This is a genomic window from Halalkalibacter alkaliphilus, from assembly GCF_023555415.1.
GTDB classification, from domain to species: domain Bacteria; phylum Bacillota; class Bacilli; order Bacillales; family Bacillaceae_D; genus Halalkalibacter; species Halalkalibacter alkaliphilus.
Map to the genome: position 1 here is coordinate 125,364 of NZ_JAKRYL010000013.1, position 23,382 is coordinate 148,745.

Sequence of the window (23,382 nt, forward strand, 5' to 3'; positions counted from 1 at the left end):
CTTTGAGACCCTCCTATACTGTTTTAATTTCCTGATGTGGCTAATGCAAGCTTTTCAAGAGGAACCGTAAATACCGTTGATTGATTCACTTTTGGATTAAAATAAGCAATCAGTAAACTGGAGTTTTCTGTAAAAGTACCATTTGTAAAATGAACGGGGATTGCTTCAATCATTGTATGTTTGTGTAATTCTTTCTCAGTTAGTTTGAGCGAAGCGAAATCTTCAGATACTAGCAACGGGTTCTCAGCCAAAATCTTTAAATAGTGAGATTGCTCTTGTTTTGTTAACGAAAAGTCCCACCATGTTTTACGAGGTTTATGCTTATGGTTTTCAAAATAGTCGACCATCATGAACGAGCGTATTATCGTTACCTTTGTTTTTGTTTTACGGGCGTTCAAAAACTGGTCTAGTCTTTTGAATAAGTCCTCTAATTGATGTCCGATTCGTGCCCATCCTTGTTTGTCCCAATAGTCACCAAACTCTTGAAAGAAATCAAATGGAGAGTCAAATTCTTTTTCGACTAAATATTCAACGGTAAGATCCATTCTGTGATCATTCCAATATTTTTCAAGCACATCTTCCACGCGTTTAATACGAATAATTTCGTCAAAGGTTAAGACGTTATTTTGTAATATTTCATATGGAGAATGATCCATATATACATAATCATGTTGATCAGCACGAAGCCTGAGTCCTGTTCCACGAAGCATCTTTAAGAACCCTAGCTGCAATTCTTCCGGGCGCATCGCAAATACGTCGTTAAACGTGTTCCTGAATGATTGATAATCCTCTTCTGGTAAACCGGCAATTAGATCAAGGTGTTGGTCAATCTTTCCGCCTTCTTTTACCATCGTCACCGTTCGTTTTAACTTCTCGAAATTTTGACGGCGCATAACAAGTTCGTTCGTAGCATCATTCGTTGATTGGACGCCAATTTCGAAGCGGAAAATCCCTGGTGGCGCATGCTCATTTAAGTAAGAGAGGACCTCTGGTCGCATAATATCTGCTGTAATTTCGAATTGAAACACACAGCCTTGGTGATTTTCAATTAAGAAACGGAAAATCTCAAGTGCATAATCTCTTTTAATATTAAAGGTGCGATCAACAAATTTAATGAGTTTTGCACCACTTTCTATTAGAAAGAGAAGGTCCGACTTAACTCTCTCAATGTCTACATACCGTACACCCACTTCTATTGAAGATAGGCAAAACTGACAACTGTAAGGGCAGCCGCGACTCGTTTCAAAATAAGTGACTCGTTTTGTTAAGCCGTCTAAATCTTCCTCAAAACGGTAAGGTGTTGGTATGTCATCGAGTTTTAATTTCGGTCTTGGTGCTGTAATGATGACCTCTGAATCCCTGCGATAGGCAAGGCCAAACACCATATGGTATTTTTGGGTACTGCTTATTTCTTCTAACAAGTGTTTGAAAGTTTCTTCGCCTTCTCCAATAACGATAAAGTCAATATTTTCAAGAGTTTCTAACCATGCTTTTGTATCGTAAGAAACTTCAGGACCACCAAGGACAATTTTTGTCTCTGGCATCACTTTCTTTAACATATTAATCACTTTTATCGTTTCTTCAATGTTCCAAATGTAGCAACTGAATCCAATCACATTTGGCTTTCTGTCATAAAGGTCAGAAACGATGTTCATGACTGGGTCTTTAATTGTATACTCGACCATCTCTATTGGGAAATCAGGTTCTGCATACGCTTTTAGACAACGTAACGCTAAGCATGTATGAATATATTTTGCATTCAACGTCGTGACGACGGTTTTCATTTTGTACCCCTCAATTCTCTACTTTCATTACGTACTGTATCATACCACAATTCATAGTTGAACTTAAATTAGGGAAAATTTGCATAAAAAAGGTACCCTAAGAAGATTATTAACCTTTTAGGGTACCACTTAATCAATGTAGCGAGCGGACTCATTGCTACTTTTGACGAACCATTGGCGATTAATTTAATGTTTCGTAGTCTTCAAGGCTTTCTGCTACAATTGGTACACTCGTATCAATGTGGCCGAACAATTCCGGATGGATTTCTCCATCGACAAGAATTTGTGTCTCATTAAAGCCAAACTGTTTCATTGCTAGAGCGATTTGCTGTAGTAACATATACTCTGTACCAGAACCTACATCAGCTTGTAATAATTCTTCAGAAAAAGAAGCATGAGCAACTCCTTCAATTTCTTCAACAGACAGTACTTTCACTCCTTCTGGGAGAAGAGAGACAAGTCCTTCTTCTGTTGGCCCAGCTACCCAAGCTTCAAGTGCAGCTTTAAAAAGCTCATCATCACTTACTTCTAATTGACGTTCGACTCTAAACATGTCCATTACTTGGTCATCAGAAAAAACTAGCTCAATTGGAGTAACGTTAGCCTCCACAATGACTTCTTCATCCTCAGAAGCTGTTACTTCTTCTTCTACTGGTTCAACTGATTCAGCCGGCTCTTCAGTTTCAACTTCTTCTTGATTTTCTTCAATGGCGGTATCTTCTTCTACCAAATCAGTGCTTTCTTCTGCTTCAATTTCATCAGTTGTTTGAGGCTCTTCGTTACCAGCTGCACCTTGTCCACATGCACTAAGAATAAGGATGAATAATCCTAGTAGTATAAGAAACATCCAATTTTTTTTCATATTCATTCCTCCTTTTTCTCGTAGAAACACGATCAAAATTCTATCACTTAAATTCTACATCATTCATGTTGAATTTCAATGACTATTTTCGACATAGGTAAAATAGGCTAGAAAAGTAGAAGTTTTCTAGGAGAAGTGTATTTATCTTTTATAATGTGCTTGAAATGAAGATTTAAGAAAAAAATGGTACAATAATTGGAAGATTACTGAGGAAGGGATTTTGCTGATGCCACAAACGAAAGCTTTCCGTATTGGGTATGGAATTGCGCTTATATTTATTATCATTTATTTAGGCACCTTAATCGACTGGGTGTTCCGTCCGATTGTTGTTTTAGTTCAAACATTGTTTGCTCCAATTATTCTCGCCGGAGTTCTTTTTTATTTGCTGCGTCCTTTTGTAAACTTATTAGCAAAGAAATTGCCAAGAGCGATCGCCATTTTGATCCTTTATCTTGGGGCAGTTGGCCTAATAACAGCGTTAGTGTTACTTATTGGCCCTGAATTACAAAAGCAATTTCATAGCTTTACTAGAAATATGCCTATTTTCATTAATGAAATTCGTGATATGTTTATTAATCTTCAAGCAAATGAATATGTATCAAGGTTTCAGGAGGGAGAAAATTTCTCTTTAGAAGAAATTACGATGGAATTTGCAAATTACTTAAATAACTTCGTTTCGAATTTAGGTCATAACATTGCAACTTTTATTGGGTTTATAGCAAATGCGTTGCTTATTATTGTTATTATTCCATTTGTGTTGTTTTATATGTTAAAAGAGGGAGAGAAGGCACCGAATCAACTCCTTAAATTGCTGCCAGAAAAAAGACAAACTGAAGGACGAGAAGTGCTTAGAGCAATGGATGTTGCTTTGAGTTCCTATATCCAAGGACAAATCATTGTGAGTATTTGTGTTGGTATCCTAGCTTACATTGCTTTTTTAATTATTGGGTTAGATTATCCGCTCGTACTGGCTTTGGTTGCCATGTTTACGAATGTTATTCCTTTTATCGGCCCGTGGATTGGAACGATTCCGGCCGTTGTAGTTGGACTTTTACATTCTCCACTGATGGCACTGTTAGTTATTGGAGTCGTTGTCATTGTTCAGCAAATTGAGAGCAATTTAATTTCTCCTCAGGTTATGGGAAGGAAGCTTCAAATACACCCTTTGACGATTATCTTTTTGCTCCTAGTTGCTGGGCGGTTTGCTGGGCTAATAGGACTATTAATTGCTGTACCAACTTATGCTGTTTGTAAAGTATTAGTGTTACACATCTATCGATTGTGGTTATTAAGAAATACCACTATTGACTAAACTGAGTTATGATAATGTAAAGAAAAATGTATGAGGTGATTTTATGGCATTTGAACAAGATGGAATTATACAAGTTGAAGTAGAAGAATTAAAAGAATTAGTAAAGAGCAATTCAAAGGATCCCATCATTATTGATGTTCGAGAAGTGGAAGAATATGAAGAGGCTCATATTCCTGGCTTGCCTTTAATTCCAATGCAGACCATTCCTATGGTAATGGACCAATTAGATAAGGAGCAATCGTATTTATTTGTTTGCAGAAGTGGAAATCGCAGTCAAAATGTCGCTTTGTATCTTCAAAATCAAGGATTTACCAATGTACAAAATTATTTTGGTGGAATGTTAGCTTGGGATGGCGAAGTTAAGTCTGGCCCAGAATGGATTGTAAAAGATGTAAAAGAATTGAAGTAAGCAAAAAGATCGCTGAAGATGGAGGGACTAAAAAAGGTTGTTTTTCCCCTCTGTAAGAGGCGGTCTTTTTTTGCACTCTACATTGGGGGTGTCTCAAAAGGGTTAAAAACAGACCTTTTGAGACACCCCATGGCAGTGCTTTGTCGCTAACAGAAGACTTATAAATGATCCGTTGTTTTTGAATAAGAATGCTTGCCACATTCAGCGTTTGCATGGGCTTGCTCATTTTTTTGACGATTTAATGCATTGTTATCTTTTTTCTTTTTATTATTGTCACCAGTACGAGACACGAAGCTTCACCTCTTTCATCATTGTTCTTCTTTAGATTGTCCGAAAAGAAAGACGGTTATGAACGAGGTTTAGTTATTAATACTTCGGGTAAAGTTCTATAACATACAAAAAAGGTGGGGATAACAATGGCAAAGAAGTCAATTATTGCAGTTGCAACTGCAGCTTGCGCAACGACAATTTTACTCAGAAAAAAAGATATACGGGACAAAATTACTCAAGCGTCTCACAGCATGTATGAAAAAGTAAAGGGAAGAAAAAGTAAAAAAGCCTTAGAATCTCAAGTGAAAATAGGACATTCACATCCTTATGATTATGAAGATAATAAAATGGTTGGTGAAGGAGCCTTAACAAGTATACAGCATTACAATCAAAAGCAGCAGAATAGCCACAGCTAATAGAAAGCTTCTGTAACAAAGATGAAAATGACGCTTAGCCTGTTATGAGAAAACGCTCATAGCAGGTTTTTTTAAAGAAAAATTTGTTCTTAAAAAAGGCTGTTTTCGCATCTTTGTTGTTTTTATAGGGTACGCGTTCTCCACATTGTTCGTTCCAATGCGCTCCAGCCACTCGCTTTCCGCGGGGAGGTGTCGAGCCTCCTCGGCTGCGCCTGTGGGGTCTCGACCCTACCTCTTCATCCCGCAGGAGTCGAGTGACTTCCGCTCCATTTCACTACGAGAAAACAACACATTTCTTCACAACAACAATCATTACGAAAAGAGCCTAAATAAATATAGAGAGATTAATCAGTTGTATGATGTCTTAGATTTTGGTAAAGTGAATTAACAAAAATTGGACATGCTATAAATAGAAAAATGTTTGAAAAAGGATGGAGAAATAGATGATTACAATAAAAAATGAAACCATTGCACAAGTTCCATCGTTACATGTAGTGAAAGAATCAGAACGTTTACAGCCAGAAGTTCCAACTATCTTTTTCTTTCACGGATTTACAAGTGCAAAAGAACATAACTTACATGTAGCCTATTTACTAGCTGAAAAAGGATTTAGAGTTATATTACCGGATGCATTGTATCACGGAGAACGTAGTGAAGCAGAATCAAAGGTTGAACGAGATTTAGCTTTTTGGGAGATTATTTTAACATCTATTCACGAGTTAGGATTCATGAAAAAGGAATTAGAAGAAAGTGGAACAATAAAGGGAGACAGAATCGGTGTAATAGGTACGTCTATGGGAGCAATTACGATGTTTGGGGCATTGACTCAATACCCTTGGATTAAAACTGCTGTTTCATTTATGGGGACAGCCCATTATGAAGCATTTGCTCATGGATTAATTAAGACAGCTGAGAATCGTGGTCTAATGATTGAACAGAAAATGAAAGAAGAAGTTCTAAGGAAAATAAAACCGTTTGATTTATCAACGCAGTTAGATAAACTCGAAGGTAGACCATTGTTTATTTGGCACGGGAAAGATGATCAAGTCGTCCCTTATACACTATCTGAAAAGCTATATGATGAGCTATTAGCCAATTACGAAGACACCCCAGACAAACTTCAGCTGTTAGCGGAAGAAAAAATTGGCCATAAAGTGTCGAGAAGAGCTGTATTAAGATCGGTTGATTGGTTTAATCAGCATTTACAAACAAAGGTGTCTTCCTAATAGATGAAATCAAGAACACTACAAGAAATTCAAAAGATTGTTGTTATTGTAGTTGGTGCCTTGTTTTTGGCTGCAGGGTTAAACTTCTTTTTAATACCAGCTAATGTATTTGCAAGCGGGTTTACTGGGGTAGCTCAATTGCTTGCTACAGTTATTCCACTTTCAACTGGGATCATGCTCTTTATTTTGAATATCCCTGTTGCGATTTTAGGATGGTTGAAGATTGGAAAAAGCTTTACCATTTACAGCTTTGTCAATGTTGTGCTAACGACCTTTTTCCTAGAAGTTTTGCCTGTTTGGGCATTTTCACCAGATATTTTACTAAATGCTGTATTTGGTGGAGTAATATTGGCATTTGGAGCTGGTATAACTTTGAAATGGGGCGCTTCCTCTGGCGGACTTGATATTATTGCGTTAATATTATCAAGAGTGAGTGACCGTCCTGTTGGCGTCTACTTTCTTATTTTAAATAGTATAATTGTCATTACTGCCGGATTGCTGTTTGATCCAGAACAAGCTCTGTATACACTAGTTGCCTTGTATGTCTCCTCACGAGTCATTGATGCCATCTATACTCGTCATGTGAAATTAACGGCAATGATTGTCACGAAACAAGCCGAAGTTTTAAGGGAGGCTATTCATGAACGAGTAACTCGGGGCATTACGCGCATTCCAGCAAAAGGCGGCTACACGTATGAAGATAAAGAGATATTAATGATTGTTATTACTCGCTATGAATTATATGAATTGAAGAAAGTGATACAAGAAGTAGATCCTCATGCTTTTACGAACATAGTCGAAACTGCGGGGATTTTTGGTTTCTTTCGAAAAGAATAAAAGAGGTGAAATAAATGAAAAAATGGATATGGCTTTTGTCGGTACTTATGTTGCTTAGTGCTTGTGGACAAGGGGCGAATGCACCTCTTTCAAATGGTGAAGGAGATGAGAAATTGGTAGATTCGAATTGGATCTTTACAGTTGAGACAGATCAAACGGACAATGAGTTACTTGTAAAACTTGCTGTAACAAATAACCAGGAAGAAGCATCTGCGATTGATTTTTCTTCTGGTCAAAAATATGAACTTGTTTTACTTGATGAAGCTGGAACGGAAGTATATCGTTATTCAGAAGGAAAAATGTTTACGATGGCTCTTATACATGAGACGTTTGAACCTGGTGAATCAAAAGAATTTGAAGAAAGAATTAACGTCGAGGACATTCCTAAGGGTGTGTATACATTAAAAGCGCAACTCATTCTAGCAGCTATAGATGGTGAAGCATGGACAGAGGATGGGACGTTTCAGAAACAAGTTGATATTGAAATTAAATAAATAAAGAAGCTGGCTGCTAAGCCAGCTTCTTTATTTAGATGGGGTGTCGTGTCTGCCCCATTTCTTTCTCGCTTCTTCTTGGATTGCTCTTTTTAAGGCTTTATATTCTTCGTTTTCTGATTTAGCAACAGAAGGTCGTTTAGTTAGATCACTGTTAATATCACTTCCATACCAAAAGGACGACGTTGATTTATTTTGTACTTTCATTTCAGCTTACTCCTTTCGCACTGGAATAGTAAGTTGAATAAGTTCAATGATTTCCTCATTAGATAATTCAGTTACACGTTGTTCTCCAGCTGCTAAAATTTGATCGGCTAATTCTTGTTTTTGCAACAGCATTCGATCGATTCGTTCTTCAAGAGTACCTTTGGTCACAAGTTTATGAACAGTTACATCCTTCGTTTGCCCAATTCGATAAGCACGGTCGGTTGCTTGATTTTCAACTGCAGGGTTCCACCAACGGTCGTAATGAATTACGTTTGTCGCAGCGGTTAAATTTAAGCCAACGCCTCCTGCTTTTAATGAGAGTACAAAAAAGTTGATATTGTCATTCGTTTGAAAAGTTTCTATTGCTTCTTGGCGCTTTGTTCTCGTCAAGCTTCCATGCAAAAAGGGAACCATTTGATTATAACGTTCTTCAAGAGCATTGGCTAACAGCGCTCCCATTTCCTTGTATTGAGAAAATATCAGGACCTTTTCCTTGTTTGCAGAAAGACGTTCAATCAGCTTTAAGAACTCATCCCACTTTCCTGATTCATGTTCGTTTATCGAACGTTCTTTCAAGAAATGAGCAGGGTGATTGCAAATCTGTTTTAATTTAGTAAGGCTTCTTAGAATGAGCGCACGTCTTTCGAATGCTGTTACCTCAGCTAGCTTTGTCACAATGTCGTCGACAACAGCTTGATACAGTGCTGCCTGTTCTATTGATAAATGAACATGATGAATTTTTTCCTCTTTTTTTGGGAGCCCGAGTTGCAAAGATTGATCTGATTTTTTTCGTCTTAAAATAAGTGGATGAATTAATTTCTGCAGCTTCCGTAACTGACCTTCATCCTGATCTCGTTCAATTGGCCTCATAAAATTGGCCTGAAAATCCTGGTAGGACCCTAAATAAGATGGATTTAAAACATCAAGTAATGACCAAAGTTCTCTTAAGCGATTTTCAATAGGTGTTCCGGTTAATGCAATTCGATGTACGGCTTGAAGCCTTTTTATTACTCGGCGCTGTTTTGTTTCGACATTTTTAATATGTTGTGCTTCATCTAGAATAAGTCCATTCCACATGTATTGTTGAAAGAGTTCAGTGTCTCTAACGACCAATTGATAGGAGGTAATAATGATATCCCACTGCGACGATTGTAACTCTTTCTCATCTAGTCGTGTAGGACCATGGTGAACAAACACCCGTAGAGATGGAGCAAATTGCTCACATTCAAGAACCCAATTGTAAAGTAGAGAGGTTGGACAAATGAGTAAAAAAGGCGTACTTGATTTCCCTGCATCTTGTTGAGCTTTAAGAACATAGAGAATATATGCGATCGTTTGTATTGATTTCCCAAGTCCCATATCATCAGCTAAGCAACCTCCAAACCCAGTTCTTCTTAAGTGAGAAAGCCATGAGACTCCTTCATGTTGATAAGGTCTAAGCTCTCCATGTAATTCACTAGGAATGTTTATTAAAGAAGGGGAAGATGTATAGAGTTCTTTAATAGACTGCGTTAATTCTTTTCCCCATGAAACATCCCAATCAATATCTGAATCCATTTCTGCCTCGTCATCAAGTTGGTCAAGACGCCAAGCCTCTAAAAAGGAAGTCCCCTTTTGGATTCCTTCTAAATAGTCTAATAACTTATCAGCTAAAGAGCGGTCCCATGACATCCATTCTCCATTTGAATAAAGGAAGGGGCGTTGTCCGTCAACAAACTCCTCGAATTCCTTTTTACTAATTTTGTGGTCTCCAAGAGCAACATCATAAGTGAATGAAGCAACGCTCTGCCAATCAAGAAGGGGCTCACTCGAAGCACTGCTTCTCTCTTGTTGTTGCATCGTTAGTTTGACACGTGGTTTCTTCTTTTCTGTCATCCAACGAGGCACTATCAAATGAAATCCTATTTGTTCAAGTACATCATCTGAGCTTGTAAATAACTCATAGGCCTCTTCTGCTTCTAGAAACAAAGTAGGTGCCGAGATTCGTAATGGTTTTAAAACATCAAGTAAATCTTGTGCTTTTTTAAGATCAACTTTGAGTTGGGCAATTGGATTTTCACGCCACGGATGTTCTCCTCTTTCCAATTGATCCATTTCAACCATTAGTGAAGGGCGCTTTCGGTCGACCATACAAAGAGACACTTTCCAGTCACCATCTTTAGAATCAGGTTCTTGCAATGCTAAACCGGAAATAAACGGCTTCGCTTGAAGCAAACCAATTTGCTGTTGAAATGCTTCTTTTGAAAGGGTCGTATCGAGCTTCCCAGATTCTTTTAGTTGGGAGATAAGTGGTAACCATTTTTCGTTTAAGGAATTTTGCCAATTGAAATACTCATGCTGAACTTGAGACTTTTTTAGTAATAGACGGATCATGGCATCTGATAGTAATGTGACGATATTTTCAATTTGCGAAGATTCATGAATGCCAGTTGATTTATTTTGAATATAACTTGTATTTTCCCGAATTGACCTTCCAGATAAAGGAATATAGTTGAGCCATGCTTCATACGGAAACTGTTCTAACTGCCATTGTCCTGATGGAGTAGGTGAAAAGGCGCCATCAACTATAAATTCCTGGACATTTTCAAAAAGCTCTATCCACTTTAAAAAATCTGGAGCTAGCTCGATGTCCTCTTCTTTCTTCCACGTTTGAAATAAAGGAAAATAAGTGATGAGAGTATCTATAGGAAAAACAAGCCCTTCTATTGGGAAAGAATATTGATTCATATTTTCTTGAGCCTGATAAACAGTCATCTCACCAGCTAAAGAAGAGTAAACTCTTTTATGAATTGGGACATCAATAATGGCTTTTTCTGTATCAATAAACGTTCCGTAAAATGATAATTGATCAAATTGAAACAACTTAAGCTTGAGTTCAAATGGTGAATGTAAAAAAGGGTATTGAAAATTAACAATTTGGTCAAAGCGAGATATGGGTGGGCGCTCTCCCCAAATGAAGAAAGATTCATGTAGCCATCCACCGTGTATGATAATTTTAGAGGTCAATTCGCTTCAACTCCTCGACGAACGCTCGGTACGTTCGGTACATTTTCTTTAATCTAGTTACATACTCCATAAACAATAGTTGATCTTGTTCGGATACATATAATGCTTGAAGATCCTTTAAGTATAGAGCAGCTTGCTCATAATAAACCCGCGATTTCTTTTCGACTAGCCGTACAATAAATTGATGATAAACGGGTCTTGCCAGTACCTTGTCATAAGACGTTACTGCTTTTAATAGTTCTAACTTTTCTTCACGTAATCTAAGAGGATCACATTCATGTTTTAATAAGTATCTAATAGCCAATTCATATTTTTCAAAGGTAATAAGTAACTTCTCATATGTTTTTGCTGCTTCTATTTGATGAAGGCGTTTTTCAAGTTCGGGCAATAACCGTTCGACTAAAGCAAGTTTTTGCTGTTCTGTTAAATGTTTACTATACATTTGAAACCTTTGAAAATTTGGGGACTGTAACCACCTTTCCCAAATTAACTCCTGCTCTTTTGGACTTACTGGTAAAGAGGAATTCATTTCATCTACATACTTCTGAAGCGAACCATAATGGCCATTTTTCTTTTGAGGGAACAATGCGTGGAACCATTGCTTCATAGTCCGCCAACGCCCTCGTTCTTTCAGTATTTGGAAATGGGAGGTCACATCTTGCTCACTTAGTGCTACAACGTTCTTTTGAAGTAACGTTAGTGAGGTGATCTCTTTTCCAGCGAGTAAAGCTACATAGCTGTATGTATGAGCTAATTTACGAGAACAAGAAGCGGCAACTACTTCGTTTGACAAGTGTTCATATATAAACTCAATATGCTCTGCCTGAGTTTCGTGAAGGATCTTGAAAAGCAAGGAAGGCCATGGGGCATATTGATCATTTTGATCTTTGATAACAATCGCTAACAACTTAGTAAGAAACTGCCGATACACGTTCGATTGTATTGTTAGCAAATACTCAGTAATTTCATGGCTAATTGATTGGAAAAAATAATTAAATCTACGTTCGTACTCATGAAGTTTATTGGCTTTTAGAGATAATGTATAAACTCCATTCATATATACAAGCAGGTATGATAACGGATCATCTTTACGTAATTTATTTACTCGTGTCTTGGCATCAGAACAGACTAATTCCAGGTTACGGTTATTGACATACCTTGAGGATGTCAGTAAATGGTATGTATGGCTAATATCTTGTTCCACTTCTTGATATAACTCTGACTCTTCTTGAAAAAGCGAGCTATTCATAAAAAGTCTCACCTCAATTTCGAAAATTCCATTCTTTCATTGTATCTTTTTCAGCTAGAGAAGAAAAGCGAACACACAAATTAGAGAGGAATTTCCTTTGTCAGAATTCATTAAAAAAAGGCTTTCACAAAAGGTCCGTTGTTTGATCTTTTTGTGAAAGCCTATATGAAATGGTTAAATAATGAATGACAAAAGCATAAGGGCAACAATACTGCTTAACACTACTATTATAAGATTCGCACCTAAATAGGCAATTATTATCGCAGTTATTCCTCCAATAACCCCGTACCATATGTTTTCATTGATCGTAAGAATCCCCGGAAAGATTAATGCACCTAGAGCAGCATAGGGGACATTCCGTAAAATAGCTTGAACCCAAGAAGGAATTCGTTCTACATCTAAAAATACAAGCGGAAGCATTCTCGGAATATATGTAACAATGGCCATGCCTGCGATGATAAGCATCATATTCATGCTCATGTGTTGTCACCACCATTTCTATAGATAAGTTCAATTCCTGCTGAGGATAGCAATGTCGCTATAATAATAGACCAGCCACTAGGGAGAAATAATGAAAAAATACTGTTGAATAAAGCAGCGCTGACGGCTAAAAATACGACTTTCCGATGCTTTTTTATTGATGGCATTAATAGTGCTATAAACATGGCGTATAATGCAATGCCCATGCTTTGTTGAAGGGTAGGTGGTAAGATCGTACCGACAAAGTACCCTATTCCTGAATTTATGACCCAACTTATGTAAGCTACTGTTGAAACACCAATAATAAATCCTGTCTTTACATGGCCTTCTTGAGTTGTTGTAACGGCAAATACTTCATCTGTAATTCCAAATGAATAAAGAGCTTTGATAATTGGATGATCATCATCAATTCGCTCACGAACAGAGGCACTCATGAGAAGATGACGAATATTAACGATAAAAGTAGTAAAGATAATTTCAAACGCTCCTGTACCAATTGCAATTAAGTTTAAGGCCATATATTGAGCGGCACCCGCATAAACGAATAAGCTCATGGCCATCGTCTCTAAAAATGTTAATCCAGTACTTTTGGCGAGCAACCCGAATGTTAAAGCAGCTGGTAAATAACCAATTGCAATGCTAGAACCAGCTAGTAACCCACGAGCAAACGGGGTTTTTTGGTTGGATAATACAGTTGTTGACATAGCGACTTCCCTTTCTTAAAAAAAGACCTTCCTTTAAATGGAGAATATTAACAATATGATTGTATGTTAAAGTCCGTCTATCAACAAGTAATTTCGTTTATCTTAGTGGAATAATTAAAAAGAATTTTATGGTTTGGCAGGGGAGAGGTGGAGGGAGTCCCGAAAAAATGCAAGCACGTCAGGGGTGCTTGCATTTTTCGCTGTACAACGAACAGCGAAACAAGTATTTCTATCTTATATTTAGTTATAGTAGCTGTTCCACTTGCTCGCGTCTAGTCAGTAGCTTCTTTAATTTCTTTTTGTGAGAATCAATCAGCCATTCGTCTGAGTCAATCAAAGCTTCATGTAGTTCCATTAGGACATAGTCAATTTCTAAATTCATCATATTGTATATGGTACGCGGCTCAAGTGATTTCCCATCATCTTTGTACTGAATCATCGATCCATTTCGGTTCATCATGACCTTTTCACTCCCATCAATTTCGATCATCGACTCAATATCACCGGATTGGTATGAAGTAATATAGAGAGGACCTTCTGTGGAACGTTTGACAATGCCATTGCCTTTTTCATGTTGAAGTAGTTTTTCAAGTGAACTTGCTAACACATCATCATAAACATGAAGACTGTCAGCTGAAAGGGTGAGAAATTCAGTATTTCGAATAAAAGGGAGTTCGTGGACTGAATCCTCTAGTTCAATCATGAGGTAAATAGTTTTTGCATCATAGCGCCAAAAGAGAGAGTAATGTTGGCTCATCATTCTTTTGATAAACTGATGCAGTGCTGGTTTGGATAGTTCGATATAAACATCGGAAAACTCCACTTCAACAAACGAATCTCTCATCATATGGACACACACTCCTTTGACAGCTTCGCATTGATAAGGTTATGGTTGCTATATCATATGTAGAATAGTCTGAAAAAAGAAGTAAAACGCCCAGTTTCATGAGAAATGGGCGGGAAATTTTATATTAGATAATGTGTTAGTTGCACTCACCAAGAAGGAAGGGCGCCTTTTGGAGTGGACCGAGGAAGAGAGTGCGATGGCTTCATTCACCGTGCGCCATGTAGGAGAACCCCACTCCTACATGGCTTAAAAGAAACGGTGGCTCCGCTCATCGCAAGAAAAACCACAAAAAGGAAGGGCGCCTTTTTGTGGTTTTTCTAAAACCTAGATCCGTATCTTTTGGAGATGATGTCGTAGAATCCTAATGAGTTGTATAATGCTTTTGTTGCTTCGTTGTTAATTCCTGTTTCAAGTTCAATGCCTTTAATTTCTTTTTGTTCAGCCCAGTAAATGACTTTTAGGAGGATTTTTTTTGCGATACCTTGGTTTCGGTGTTCTTTATGAACGTATAAATCATTTAGCCAAATGTAATGGCCGCCCTTATCAATGCTTAAGGCTATGTTTAAAAATGCAGCTCCGACAATGGTGTTTTCTCTTTCGGCGATAAAAATATGAGCCTGTGAATCTTCTTTCAATGCTAGATTAATTGTTTTCATTAATTGATCATAAGCATTAGCAGGGCCAATGGGCTCCAATTGACCCATGAATAAATCAGCAATACGTCTCTTTAATTGGATATCTGCTGCTTTATCCACCTCATACACTTTTACCATTTTCAAAGTTCCCCCTAGATTTAAATACCTTTTAAATTATAATGCAAGCGTAACATAAATCACAAAATGTTAGTAGTTAATTAAGATGGAATTTTGAGGAAAGAGGGGGTTCAAAAAGGTTTGTCTTTGAGCAATGGGCGGAACCGTTGCTTTGTATTAAAGCCTGCTATGAGTGGTTTTTCATAGCAGGCGCACCACGTGTGGAGCCATTGCTGCTTCCTCGAATCTGCTAAAAAGGACTTTTTCAGTGCCTTCCTGGCTTCTCCCTTTTTGAACACTGCCTGATGAAATGTAGGAACCAGTTAACTCTTGCTTTCAGATAGCTTTTTTGTGATTATAATTCATCTTGATAAACGCTCTGTAGATGTTCTTGCATGTAGATGAGTTGATCTTGTTCTGCAGGAGTTGAATTTGTAAAAGCAGAATGAAGGGCAAGTTTAGCGCGTTGTAATTCTTTTAATACGGCCTCTCTTTGGATTTGTGTTTCAGCAGCTAATGCTAATAGCTCAAATCTTGCAACGGATTCTCTTGCTTCTTGAAAACTAGTATAATTTCCCATTAGTTCCACCTAACTCCTTTTAGTGAAAATGATTTTACGTTTCTAACGTACCCTAATGTTGGAAATTCATTCTAAAGGATTAGCGTAAGTTTAATGTTTCTTCTAAATAAATGGCAACGCCATCTTCTTCGTTTGATAACGTAATGTCGTTAGCTAGAGTTTTTAATTGGTCGATTCCATTAGCCATGGCCACACCTTGACCTGCATATTCGATCATCTCAAAATCATTGTCCTCATCACCAAATGCGATGATTCGTTCTCTCGGTATTTGATAAAAGTCGGCAACCAATTTTAAACCTACAGCCTTGTTCATTCCCGCTTTCACAATCTCAATGACATTCCAAGGAGCCCCCCAAACTCGTTGGTCAATTACTTCGGCATGTGCATCAACAAGGAGATTACGGAGTTCCTTGATATGATGATCTTGTGGGTGGATTAATACACAAGTAGGGTCTTCTTTTAGAATATGTAATAGATTTCCGTGGTCAACAGGGTTTTGGCCAGAAAGAAAGGTCTCTACTAATACCTCATCGAAATTTCTTAAGTAAAAATCATCGATTACTTCAACCATAATATTACTAACGTTGAACGCTTCACATGTTTCAATGACTGTTTTTGCCGTCTTTAAATCAAGAGGCGAATGGTATGTACCAAAACTTTTATCATGTGGATGATGGACAAAAGCTCCATTAAAATTGACAATGGCTGTATCAAGATTTAATTCTTGGTAATACTGGCTGCTAGCTCGGTACGGACGGCCAGTAGAAATCGAGACGATATGACCTTCTTCTCTCGCTTTAGCTATCACTTGTTTTGTGCGCGGTGTAATGGTCTTTTCGTCGGTTAGTAAAGTTCCGTCTAAGTCAAGTGCGATTAAGTGTTGTTTTGACATCAAATCTTCCTTTCTCTAGAAAGTTAATGTTAAGTACGGAATTTCCTTTTTTGAACAATCTATCCTTAAAAATTTCTGTATTCGTTCAAATATTAACGAACAGATATATGTTATGATAGACATGCTTTTAATAGTAATATCTCCAAAAAGGAGGGAAAGCAGTGAATGTATTATTTGAGAACTTTGGTTTTCGAGCTTTGTGGACACCAGAGTTATTACTAGGATTACTAATTATTGGTATCCTTTATTTTTTACTCGTTACAAAATGGCGAGATCGTTTTAAAGGAGCGACTCCTGTGCGAACGAGACAAAAAATATATTTTGTCTTAGCGTTGCTCGCACTATATATTGGTTGGGGGAGCCCTCTCTATATTGCAGGACATATTATGATAAGCTTCCATATGACGCAAATGGTGTTTGCTTATTTTATTGCTACACCACTCTTTTTGTTAGCAATCCCTTCGTGGTTCTTCCAAGCGATTGTTGACCGCTTTCGTTCGCCTATTACCGAACGAATTTTTCGTGTGATTTGGAGTCCGATTGTAGCTTTGTTTTTATTTAATGGACTTTTTTCATTTTATCATGTCCCTTTTATGTTTGATACTTTGATGCAGTCTGTTATTTTGCATAGCTTATATGAGTACCTGTTATTATTTGCAGCTGCCTTAATGTGGTGGCATATGATTGCTCCACTTCCAAGTGCATTTCCTTTGTCAGATTTACGCCGAGTAGGGTATATTTTTGCAAACGGGATTTTAATTACTCCTGCCTGTGCATTAATTATTTTTGCACCTACAACGCTATACCAAACATACACGGACCCAGCAATTTGGGCACAAGTGATGGCGTATTGTTTGCCGCCAGGCACAGAGGTACCAATGGGGCTTCTTTCAGGACCGAATTCCTTTACGTTTCTTGAAGCGAGGATGGACCAACAGTTAGCAGGGGTCTTAATGAAAGTTATGCAGGAAATTACGTACGGGTTTACCATTGGCTATGTATTTAAGCAATGGTTAAAGAAAGAGAAACAACAAGAGGGAACACTAACAATTAGTGACATTCCAACAGCAAAAACGTAAGACTTTTTTAAATAAAATAAAAAAGAGAAGACTACTAAAAAAGATCTTTTTTAGTAGTCTTCTGCTACTAAGGAAGCCCTTTTAAAACGTTTCCTTAAGAAAGAGGGATGAGTCGATGAAACTAGTAAGTGTAATTGTTTTAGCATTCTTTTTAAGTGGATGTGGGTGGGTGTATCAAGTTGGTAGTGGTAGCTCTTCGGAATATGACTTTTCAGAAGCGCAAGCGGAAGTGATACCATTTGAGTTTACAAACCAAAATGGGGAGACTTATGGAACGGAACAATTAGAAGGTAAGTATTGGTTAGCGAATATGATTTTTACGTATTGCCCGACCGTTTGCCCGACGATGACTCCGAATATGCAGCGTCTTCAAGCGACGATGCAGGAAGAAGGGGTTGAGATGTCATTTATCTCTTTTACAGTTGATCCAGAAAGAGATACGGCAGAGCAACTATTATCGTACGGAACTAATGTGGGTGCTGACTTAAATTCATGGCAGTTTTTAACGGGTTATACGCAAGATGAAATTGCTGCTTTTGCAAAAGATAGTTTTAAATCGGTAGTGCAGGAAACAGATGGTGACGATATTGTTCATAGTACGAGATTCTTTTTGGTAGATCCGAATGGTCAAGTCATTCGCAGATACGATGGTTTACAGACAAATCAAGACAGCATTGTTGAAGATTTGTTAGAGACGGTTCAATAGAAGCTCTTTCGTTGACAAGTGGTGAGCTTAAGAGTAGGTTTAAGTGACGGAGGTGAAAGAATGCTAGAAGTTTGTAAAAGAAATATGGCTTTATGTTTCGTCATCGCAGCAGTACTAGTTGTTTTAGCTGGGTGCGGTTCGGATGATGGCCAAGTACAAGGCGAACTTACTCTTCTAAATGAAGATGGAGAAGAAGTAACTCTTACAAATAAAGAACGTGCAACGATCTTGTTCCACTTTACTGAAGTTGGCTGAGGCCTTTGTCAGCAGCAACTAGTTCAGTTGCAAGAAAACTTACATTTATTTGAGGACTTAGATGCTGATATCTATGCAATTAGTACTGATAGTCCTGAAAATTCAAAGAGACTAAAAGAAGCAGGTGCCTTTACATTTTCATTTTTATCCGATCAAACGTTTGAAGTCCTTGAGCATGTTAGGATGAAGAATGATCAGATGTCTTATCGAGGGATAAGTATTTTAGATAAGAATGGAAATTACGTTTATCATCAAGTGAATGATTTATGGGGTGACCAAATAGAAGCTACAAGAAATATTATTTATGATGAATTTGAAAATATAAATGAGTAACGGATAGACACTTACCACATTCGGTAGGTGTCTATTTTTGTTTCAGTATCAAGAAATCAACTTATGACTAGACAGACACATATAAAAAACAGGGAAGTATAATGGTTTCATGTCCGGAAAATTAGTTAGAATAATGAACGAAATAAATCAAATAAAAACGGGTGAGGAACAAAATGAAACCATTTGACTGAAAAATGGATAAAATAAAATAAAAATACAGTTGAATTAATTTTTATACATAGATATAATGAGTACCAAGATCAAATAGAGCAGATATAGAAAAGTTAGGAGAGGTAATAATGAGAGTTGGTATTATCGGGGCTACAGGTTACGGTGGCGCAGAGCTATTAAGGTTGTTAAACCAACATCCTCATGTGCAAGAGGTTGTTTTGTATACATCGTCAAAAGAAGGTATGAATATACAAGAGTCTTATCCACATGTTTCAAATATATATAATCAAACATTAAAATCCATTGATGTCACATCGATTAAAGATGAAGTAGATACGGTCTTTCTTGCTACCCCCCCTGGTGTCTCAGCTGAGTGGTCAGGACAAATTGCTGAAGCAGGATGCAGAGTTATTGATTTATCTGGGGATTTGCGATTGCAGAATCCAGAGGTTTATGAAAAGTGGTACAAACGGGAAGCAGCTCCACTAGCATTAATTAATGATGCTGTATATGGGCTGCCGGAGTGGAATCGAGAATCGATTCAGAAAGCGCAAATTATTTCGAATCCTGGATGTTATCCTACAGCTACATTACTTGGTCTTGCTCCATTAGTTAAAAATAAGCTGATTGACGTTGATTCAATTATAATAGATGCAAAATCAGGTACATCTGGAGCAGGACGATCACCTTCAGCAATCACGCATTTTAGTGAAATGAATGAAAACTTTAAAATATATCAAATTAATCAACATAAACACATTCCTGAAATAGAACAAAATTTACACCAGTGGGATGAACAGGTTCAGAGCATAACATTCCAGCCACATTTAGTTCCTATGGTTCGAGGAATTATGGCTACCATTTATGCAAAAGCGAATCAGCAAATCTCGGAAACCGAGCTACGCGATTTATATAAAGAAGCGTATCGGAATGAATATTTTGTTCGAATTAGGCCAGAGGGAGCCTACCCAGCAACAAAAGAAGTGTACGGTAGTAATTATTGTGATATAGGCTTAACGTACGACGAACGAACAGGACGTATCACTGTAGTCTCTGTTATTGATAATGTCGTTAAGGGCGCATCAGGTCAAGCAATTCAAAACTTTAATTTAATTCATGGATTCGAAGAAGATACGGGGCTAACTCTTGTTCCTATGTATCCATAATGGAAGGTGGTCATCTCATGAAAGGCATAGCGAATGCACCAGTGATAACAGAAAAAGAAAACGGAAGTATTGTAACTCCAAAAGGATTCCAAGCAATAGGGTTGCATACAGGGGTAAAAAGAAAAAGATTGGACCTTGGTGCTATCTATTGTGAAGTACCAGCTAATGTAGCTGCCGTATATACTTGTAACAGAATTCAAGCTGCTCCATTAAAAGTGACAAAGGAGTCAATAGCAAAAGAAGGTAAGATTCAGGCTTTAGTTGTTAACAGTGGAAATGCTAATGCTTGTACCGGTGCAAAAGGCTTAGAAGATGCTTATCAGATGAGAAATGAAAGTGCCAAACACTTTAATCTTCCGCCTCATTATGTTGCAGTAACGTCAACAGGAGTCATTGGTGAATACTTACCAATGGAAAAAATCTTACCTGGTATTACAAAACTTTCTCCAGAGTCATCTTTAAAAGGCGCAGAATTATTTAATGAAGCAATATTAACAACAGATACAATTAACAAAAAAGTTTGCTTTCAGACGATTGTGGATGGAAAGACAGTTTCAATTGGTGGTGTCGCAAAAGGATCTGGAATGATTAATCCGAATATGGCGACAATGCTCTCGTTTGTAACAACTGATGCAAATGTAGAATCTTCTGTATTGCAAGAAGCATTATCTTCAATTACGAATCAAACATTTAACAGAATTACTGTTGATGGGGATACATCAACAAATGATATGGTGGTTGTTATGGCGTCAGGATTAACAGAAAATGAATCGCTCACACCAGCGCATCCTGATTGGGACGGTTTTTATCAAGCTCTTAAGTCTACATGTGAATCGTTAGCGAAGCAAATTGCACGTGATGGAGAAGGTGCGACAAAGTTAATTGAAGTGCAAGTTACTGGAGCGCTAACAGATGAAGAGGCGGGAAAAGTAGCAAAGAAAATTGTTGGTTCAGATTTAGTAAAGTCAGCTGTCTATGGTACCGATGCAAACTGGGGAAGAATTATATGTGCCGTTGGGTACAGTGGTTGTGAGATTAATCCAGACACAATAGATATTGCGATTGGACCTGTGCAAACACTTGTTAAAAGCCAACCTATCTCGTTTTCAGAAGAGGAAGCGAAATCATATATGGAAAATAACGATACTGTTGTTATAAAAGTTGATTTGCATGTTGGTGAAGGTACAGGTAAGGCATGGGGTTGTGACTTGTCTTATGATTATGTGCGAATAAACGCTGGATATAGAACATAGGAAAGACGATTTCGGGAGGGGAAAGTAGTGAAAGATGTTGTCGTTATCAAATGTGGAGGCAGCACCATCGCTGAATTATCAGATGAGTTTTACAAAAGTGTTGTCAAAATGCAAAAAGATGGAAAGCATCCGATTGTTGTGCATGGTGGAGGCCCTGCTATTAATCAGCTTTTGCAAAAACTAGATATTAAATCTGAATTTGTTGATGGTCTCCGTAAAACGACGGAAGATGTGCTAGACACAGCTGAAATGGTGCTATGTGGAAAAGTCAATAAACAAGTAGTAACTAGTTTATATCAGGCTGGAGGTCAGGCAGTCGGGTTATCTGGATGTGACGGTCAATTAATTGAAGTCGAACCAGTCAATGAAGGGATGCTAGGTTATGTTGGAGAGCCGACAAAGGTTAATACGAACTTACTTTCTTCTCTAATGGAACTAGATATGATTCCTGTTATTGCTCCAATTGGCATAAATGCAGAAGGAACTCATTATAACGTTAATGCTGATAGCGCAGCAGCAGCTATAGCAAAAGAGTTAGGTGCCGAACAATTAGTTTTTGTTACAGATGTAGATGGAATTTTAAAAGATGGAAAGTGTCTTGAGAAAGTCACAATAGAGGAAATCGAGTCCTACATTGCTGATGGAACAATCTATGGTGGAATGCTTCCAAAGGTAAGAGCAGCTTTGTCAACACTAACAGGCAACATCCAATCTGTAATGATTATGAATGGGAAATCAACCAATGTTGGAAAAGATGGTTCAGTACAAGGAACAACAATTTTGAAATCAAAGATGAAGCTTTATGTTTCGTAAGGAGGACAATAATGAGTGCACTTTTTCCAACCTACGCTAGATGGGATATTACACCTGTTAAAGCAAAGGGCTCGAAACTAATTGATTCAGATGGTAAGGAGTATTTAGATTTTATTTCGGGAATTGCTGTTTGTAATCTAGGTCACTGCCACCCTAAAGTAGTTTCTTCAGTTGAAGAACAGATGAAAAAATTATGGCATGTATCAAACCTATTTCAAATTGAAGGGCAAGAGCAAGTAGCCGAGCAACTTGTTGATCACAGTGTTGGTGACTATGTCTTTTTCTGTAATAGCGGTGCAGAAGCCAACGAAGCAGCGATAAAACTCGCAAGGAAGTCAACAGGAAAGCATCACATAGTTAGCTTAACTAACTCATTCCATGGTCGGACTCTTGGAAGTATGGCTGCAACAGGTCAAGATAAAATTCACCAAGGATTTGGTCCACTTTTAACAGAGTTTACGTATATTGAAATGAATGATTCTGAAGCTTTAAAAAATACAGTTACAGAAAAGACAGCTGCAATTATGGTTGAGATCATTCAAGGAGAAGGTGGCATTCGCTTGATGAGCGATGAATACGCCGAGTCACTTAAGACTGTATGCGAACAATTTGGCTGTTTACTCATTGTTGATGAAGTACAGACAGGGATCGGACGTACTGGTACTGCATTTGCTTATGAACAATTAGGGTTATCACCTGACATTATTACAGTTGCAAAAGGACTTGGTAATGGGTTTCCAGTTGGTGCGCTAATTGGTAAGGAACGACTAAAAGATGCATTTACACCTGGAAGTCATGGTTCAACGTTTGGCGGGAATCCACTTGCCATGGCTGCAGCTAAAGCTGTCCTAACAGAAGTGTTTAAACCTGAGCTATTAGAATCTGTTCAAGAAAAAGGAGAATGGTTCAAAGCCGAGTTGGAAAAGAAACTAGGTGATTCAAAAATTGTTGAAGAGGTTCGTGGAAAAGGACTTATGCTTGGAATTGCCTGCCATATTGAAGTAGCACCCATTATTAAGGCATGTATAGAGAATGGATTACTTGTATTACCTGCAGGTCCAAAGGTTCTTCGAATCTTACCACCTTTAGTTGCAACGAAAAGTGAATTAGTGCGTGCATGTGAAATCTTGTTAACTGTCTTTCAGGAAATCGAACAAAAACAAAGCGTAATCATATAGTTCGAACGAATAATCACTACTGTTGATGTAGTGGTTTTATATAAAACAATTATGTATAAAAATTTAATGATTAGTATAAGTATTCGTCAATGGGTGGAGGG

General features: G+C 37.7%; 25 protein-coding genes and 1 pseudogene. 14 read left to right on the top strand and 12 right to left on the bottom strand.

From position 1 onward, the window contains the following. Positions 1 to 23 precede the first annotated feature (23 nt). Positions 24 to 1,784 carry a B12-binding domain-containing radical SAM protein gene (locus tag MF646_RS13620; protein ID WP_250097055.1) on the bottom strand — a complete coding sequence of 587 codons (1,761 nt, stop codon included), beginning with the start codon at positions 1,782 to 1,784 and terminating at the stop codon, positions 24 to 26. A gap of 181 nt (positions 1,785 to 1,965) precedes the next feature. After that, entirely contained in the window at positions 1,966 to 2,646 is a 681-nt protein-coding gene (locus tag MF646_RS13625; RefSeq protein WP_250097056.1) for a GerMN domain-containing protein, read from the bottom strand. 226 nt (positions 2,647 to 2,872) lie between these two features. Here MF646_RS13625 and MF646_RS13630 point away from each other — a divergent pair, with 226 nt between their 5' ends. After that, entirely contained in the window at positions 2,873 to 3,958 is a 1,086-nt protein-coding gene (locus MF646_RS13630; RefSeq protein WP_250097057.1) for an AI-2E family transporter, read from the top strand. A 43-nt stretch (positions 3,959 to 4,001) separates the two neighbouring features. After that, positions 4,002 to 4,367 (top strand): rhodanese-like domain-containing protein, encoded by a 366-nt coding sequence (locus MF646_RS13635; RefSeq protein ID WP_250097058.1) that lies wholly within the window; start codon positions 4,002 to 4,004, stop codon positions 4,365 to 4,367. 158 nt (positions 4,368 to 4,525) lie between these two features. Here the strand turns inward: MF646_RS13635 and MF646_RS13640 are convergent, their stop codons facing one another. Further along, complete coding sequence (locus tag MF646_RS13640; RefSeq protein WP_250097059.1) at positions 4,526 to 4,657, bottom strand: DUF3941 domain-containing protein; 132 nt, start codon at positions 4,655 to 4,657, stop codon at positions 4,526 to 4,528. A 126-nt stretch (positions 4,658 to 4,783) separates the two neighbouring features. On the opposite strand from MF646_RS13640, the gene MF646_RS13645 reads away from it, so the two are divergent. From MF646_RS13645 to MF646_RS13660, 4 genes are all read left to right on the top strand, one after another. Further along, complete coding sequence (locus MF646_RS13645; protein ID WP_250097060.1) at positions 4,784 to 5,053, top strand: hypothetical protein; 270 nt, start codon at positions 4,784 to 4,786, stop codon at positions 5,051 to 5,053. 443 nt (positions 5,054 to 5,496) lie between these two features. Continuing rightward, positions 5,497 to 6,279: an esterase gene (gene yjfP, locus MF646_RS13650; protein ID WP_250097061.1), complete on the top strand. Its 783-nt coding sequence runs from the start codon at positions 5,497 to 5,499 to the stop codon at positions 6,277 to 6,279. A gap of 3 nt (positions 6,280 to 6,282) precedes the next feature. Next, a complete protein-coding gene (locus MF646_RS13655; protein WP_250097062.1) occupies positions 6,283 to 7,116 on the top strand; it encodes a YitT family protein in 834 nt (277 codons plus the stop codon). 14 nt (positions 7,117 to 7,130) lie between these two features. Continuing rightward, positions 7,131 to 7,610 carry a BsuPI-related putative proteinase inhibitor gene (locus tag MF646_RS13660; protein WP_250097063.1) on the top strand — a complete coding sequence of 160 codons (480 nt, stop codon included), beginning with the start codon at positions 7,131 to 7,133 and terminating at the stop codon, positions 7,608 to 7,610. 30 nt (positions 7,611 to 7,640) lie between these two features. On the opposite strand, the gene MF646_RS13665 is transcribed toward MF646_RS13660, so the two are convergent. From MF646_RS13665 to MF646_RS13705, 9 genes are all read right to left on the bottom strand, one after another. After that, positions 7,641 to 7,817, bottom strand: a complete 177-nt coding sequence (locus tag MF646_RS13665; RefSeq protein WP_250097064.1) for a hypothetical protein — start codon at positions 7,815 to 7,817, stop codon at positions 7,641 to 7,643. A gap of 6 nt (positions 7,818 to 7,823) precedes the next feature. After that, complete coding sequence (locus tag MF646_RS13670) at positions 7,824 to 10,823, bottom strand: DEAD/DEAH box helicase (RefSeq protein ID WP_250097065.1); 3,000 nt, start codon at positions 10,821 to 10,823, stop codon at positions 7,824 to 7,826. Beyond that, complete coding sequence (locus MF646_RS13675; protein WP_250097066.1) at positions 10,813 to 12,072, bottom strand: YdhT family protein; 1,260 nt, start codon at positions 12,070 to 12,072, stop codon at positions 10,813 to 10,815. Before MF646_RS13675 ends, MF646_RS13670 begins: the two co-directional genes overlap by 11 nt. A gap of 174 nt (positions 12,073 to 12,246) precedes the next feature. After that, positions 12,247 to 12,552, bottom strand: a complete 306-nt coding sequence (locus MF646_RS13680; protein ID WP_250097067.1) for an AzlD domain-containing protein — start codon at positions 12,550 to 12,552, stop codon at positions 12,247 to 12,249. Beyond that, complete coding sequence (locus MF646_RS13685; protein WP_250097068.1) at positions 12,549 to 13,256, bottom strand: AzlC family ABC transporter permease; 708 nt, start codon at positions 13,254 to 13,256, stop codon at positions 12,549 to 12,551. Before MF646_RS13685 ends, MF646_RS13680 begins: the two co-directional genes overlap by 4 nt. 244 nt (positions 13,257 to 13,500) lie before the next feature. Continuing rightward, on the bottom strand, positions 13,501 to 14,103 hold the full coding sequence (locus tag MF646_RS13690; RefSeq protein ID WP_250097069.1) for a hypothetical protein: 603 nt from the start codon (positions 14,101 to 14,103) through the stop codon (positions 13,501 to 13,503). Between the two features lie 317 nt (positions 14,104 to 14,420). Then, positions 14,421 to 14,876 carry a GNAT family N-acetyltransferase gene (locus MF646_RS13695; protein WP_250097070.1) on the bottom strand — a complete coding sequence of 152 codons (456 nt, stop codon included), beginning with the start codon at positions 14,874 to 14,876 and terminating at the stop codon, positions 14,421 to 14,423. A gap of 334 nt (positions 14,877 to 15,210) precedes the next feature. After that, the gene (locus MF646_RS13700) at positions 15,211 to 15,435 is read right to left on the bottom strand and encodes a DUF3813 domain-containing protein (RefSeq protein WP_250097071.1); all 225 of its coding nucleotides are present in this window, start codon (positions 15,433 to 15,435) and stop codon (positions 15,211 to 15,213) included. 79 nt (positions 15,436 to 15,514) lie between these two features. Beyond that, the gene (locus MF646_RS13705; protein WP_250097072.1) at positions 15,515 to 16,327 is read right to left on the bottom strand and encodes a Cof-type HAD-IIB family hydrolase; all 813 of its coding nucleotides are present in this window, start codon (positions 16,325 to 16,327) and stop codon (positions 15,515 to 15,517) included. 161 nt (positions 16,328 to 16,488) lie between these two features. Between MF646_RS13705 and ctaG the strand changes: the two genes are divergently transcribed. The 8 genes and pseudogenes from ctaG (at position 16,489) to MF646_RS13745 (ending at position 23,281) form a co-directional block, all read left to right on the top strand. Next, a complete protein-coding gene (gene ctaG / locus MF646_RS13710) occupies positions 16,489 to 17,406 on the top strand; it encodes a cytochrome c oxidase assembly factor CtaG (protein WP_250097073.1) in 918 nt (305 codons plus the stop codon). A gap of 115 nt (positions 17,407 to 17,521) precedes the next feature. After that, a complete protein-coding gene (locus MF646_RS13715; RefSeq protein WP_250097074.1) occupies positions 17,522 to 18,112 on the top strand; it encodes an SCO family protein in 591 nt (196 codons plus the stop codon). A 60-nt stretch (positions 18,113 to 18,172) separates the two neighbouring features. Further along, positions 18,173 to 18,367 carry a hypothetical protein gene (locus tag MF646_RS13720; RefSeq protein ID WP_250097075.1) on the top strand — a complete coding sequence of 65 codons (195 nt, stop codon included), beginning with the start codon at positions 18,173 to 18,175 and terminating at the stop codon, positions 18,365 to 18,367. A gap of 18 nt (positions 18,368 to 18,385) precedes the next feature. Further along, positions 18,386 to 18,700: pseudogene (locus MF646_RS13725) on the top strand (redoxin domain-containing protein); the annotation flags it as partial. A gap of 299 nt (positions 18,701 to 18,999) precedes the next feature. Further along, complete coding sequence (gene argC, locus MF646_RS13730; protein ID WP_250097077.1) at positions 19,000 to 20,037, top strand: N-acetyl-gamma-glutamyl-phosphate reductase; 1,038 nt, start codon at positions 19,000 to 19,002, stop codon at positions 20,035 to 20,037. Between the two features lie 17 nt (positions 20,038 to 20,054). After that, a complete protein-coding gene (argJ, locus tag MF646_RS13735) occupies positions 20,055 to 21,290 on the top strand; it encodes a bifunctional glutamate N-acetyltransferase/amino-acid acetyltransferase ArgJ (RefSeq protein WP_250097078.1) in 1,236 nt (411 codons plus the stop codon). Positions 21,291 to 21,317: 27 nt separating this feature from the next. Then, positions 21,318 to 22,103 (top strand): acetylglutamate kinase, encoded by a 786-nt coding sequence (argB, locus tag MF646_RS13740; RefSeq protein ID WP_250097079.1) that lies wholly within the window; start codon positions 21,318 to 21,320, stop codon positions 22,101 to 22,103. 11 nt (positions 22,104 to 22,114) lie between these two features. Continuing rightward, the gene (locus MF646_RS13745) at positions 22,115 to 23,281 is read left to right on the top strand and encodes an acetylornithine transaminase (protein WP_275980310.1); all 1,167 of its coding nucleotides are present in this window, start codon (positions 22,115 to 22,117) and stop codon (positions 23,279 to 23,281) included. Positions 23,282 to 23,382: the final 101 nt, after the last annotated feature.

Bases quoted from the DNA above. Each gene is read 5' to 3' on its own strand.
- MF646_RS13620 (WP_250097055.1), bottom strand. From the start codon at position 1,784: ATGAAAACCGTCGTCACGACGTTGAATGCAAAATATATTCATACATGC.
- MF646_RS13625 (WP_250097056.1), bottom strand. From the start codon at position 2,646: ATGAAAAAAAATTGGATGTTTCTTATACTACTAGGATTATTCATCCTT.
- MF646_RS13630 (WP_250097057.1), top strand. From the start codon at position 2,873: ATGCCACAAACGAAAGCTTTCCGTATTGGGTATGGAATTGCGCTTATA.
- MF646_RS13635 (WP_250097058.1), top strand. From the start codon at position 4,002: ATGGCATTTGAACAAGATGGAATTATACAAGTTGAAGTAGAAGAATTA.
- MF646_RS13645 (WP_250097060.1), top strand. From the start codon at position 4,784: ATGGCAAAGAAGTCAATTATTGCAGTTGCAACTGCAGCTTGCGCAACG.
- yjfP (WP_250097061.1), top strand. From the start codon at position 5,497: ATGATTACAATAAAAAATGAAACCATTGCACAAGTTCCATCGTTACAT.
- MF646_RS13655 (WP_250097062.1), top strand. From the start codon at position 6,283: ATGAAATCAAGAACACTACAAGAAATTCAAAAGATTGTTGTTATTGTA.
- MF646_RS13660 (WP_250097063.1), top strand. From the start codon at position 7,131: ATGAAAAAATGGATATGGCTTTTGTCGGTACTTATGTTGCTTAGTGCT.
- MF646_RS13665 (WP_250097064.1), bottom strand. From the start codon at position 7,817: ATGAAAGTACAAAATAAATCAACGTCGTCCTTTTGGTATGGAAGTGAT.
- MF646_RS13675 (WP_250097066.1), bottom strand. From the start codon at position 12,072: ATGAATAGCTCGCTTTTTCAAGAAGAGTCAGAGTTATATCAAGAAGTG.
- MF646_RS13680 (WP_250097067.1), bottom strand. From the start codon at position 12,552: ATGAGCATGAATATGATGCTTATCATCGCAGGCATGGCCATTGTTACA.
- MF646_RS13685 (WP_250097068.1), bottom strand. From the start codon at position 13,256: ATGTCAACAACTGTATTATCCAACCAAAAAACCCCGTTTGCTCGTGGG.
- MF646_RS13690 (WP_250097069.1), bottom strand. From the start codon at position 14,103: ATGATGAGAGATTCGTTTGTTGAAGTGGAGTTTTCCGATGTTTATATC.
- MF646_RS13695 (WP_250097070.1), bottom strand. From the start codon at position 14,876: ATGGTAAAAGTGTATGAGGTGGATAAAGCAGCAGATATCCAATTAAAG.
- MF646_RS13700 (WP_250097071.1), bottom strand. From the start codon at position 15,435: ATGGGAAATTATACTAGTTTTCAAGAAGCAAGAGAATCCGTTGCAAGA.
- MF646_RS13705 (WP_250097072.1), bottom strand. From the start codon at position 16,327: ATGTCAAAACAACACTTAATCGCACTTGACTTAGACGGAACTTTACTA.
- MF646_RS13715 (WP_250097074.1), top strand. From the start codon at position 17,522: ATGAAACTAGTAAGTGTAATTGTTTTAGCATTCTTTTTAAGTGGATGT.
- MF646_RS13720 (WP_250097075.1), top strand. From the start codon at position 18,173: ATGCTAGAAGTTTGTAAAAGAAATATGGCTTTATGTTTCGTCATCGCA.
- argC (WP_250097077.1), top strand. From the start codon at position 19,000: ATGAGAGTTGGTATTATCGGGGCTACAGGTTACGGTGGCGCAGAGCTA.
- argJ (WP_250097078.1), top strand. From the start codon at position 20,055: ATGAAAGGCATAGCGAATGCACCAGTGATAACAGAAAAAGAAAACGGA.
- MF646_RS13745 (WP_275980310.1), top strand. From the start codon at position 22,115: ATGAGTGCACTTTTTCCAACCTACGCTAGATGGGATATTACACCTGTT.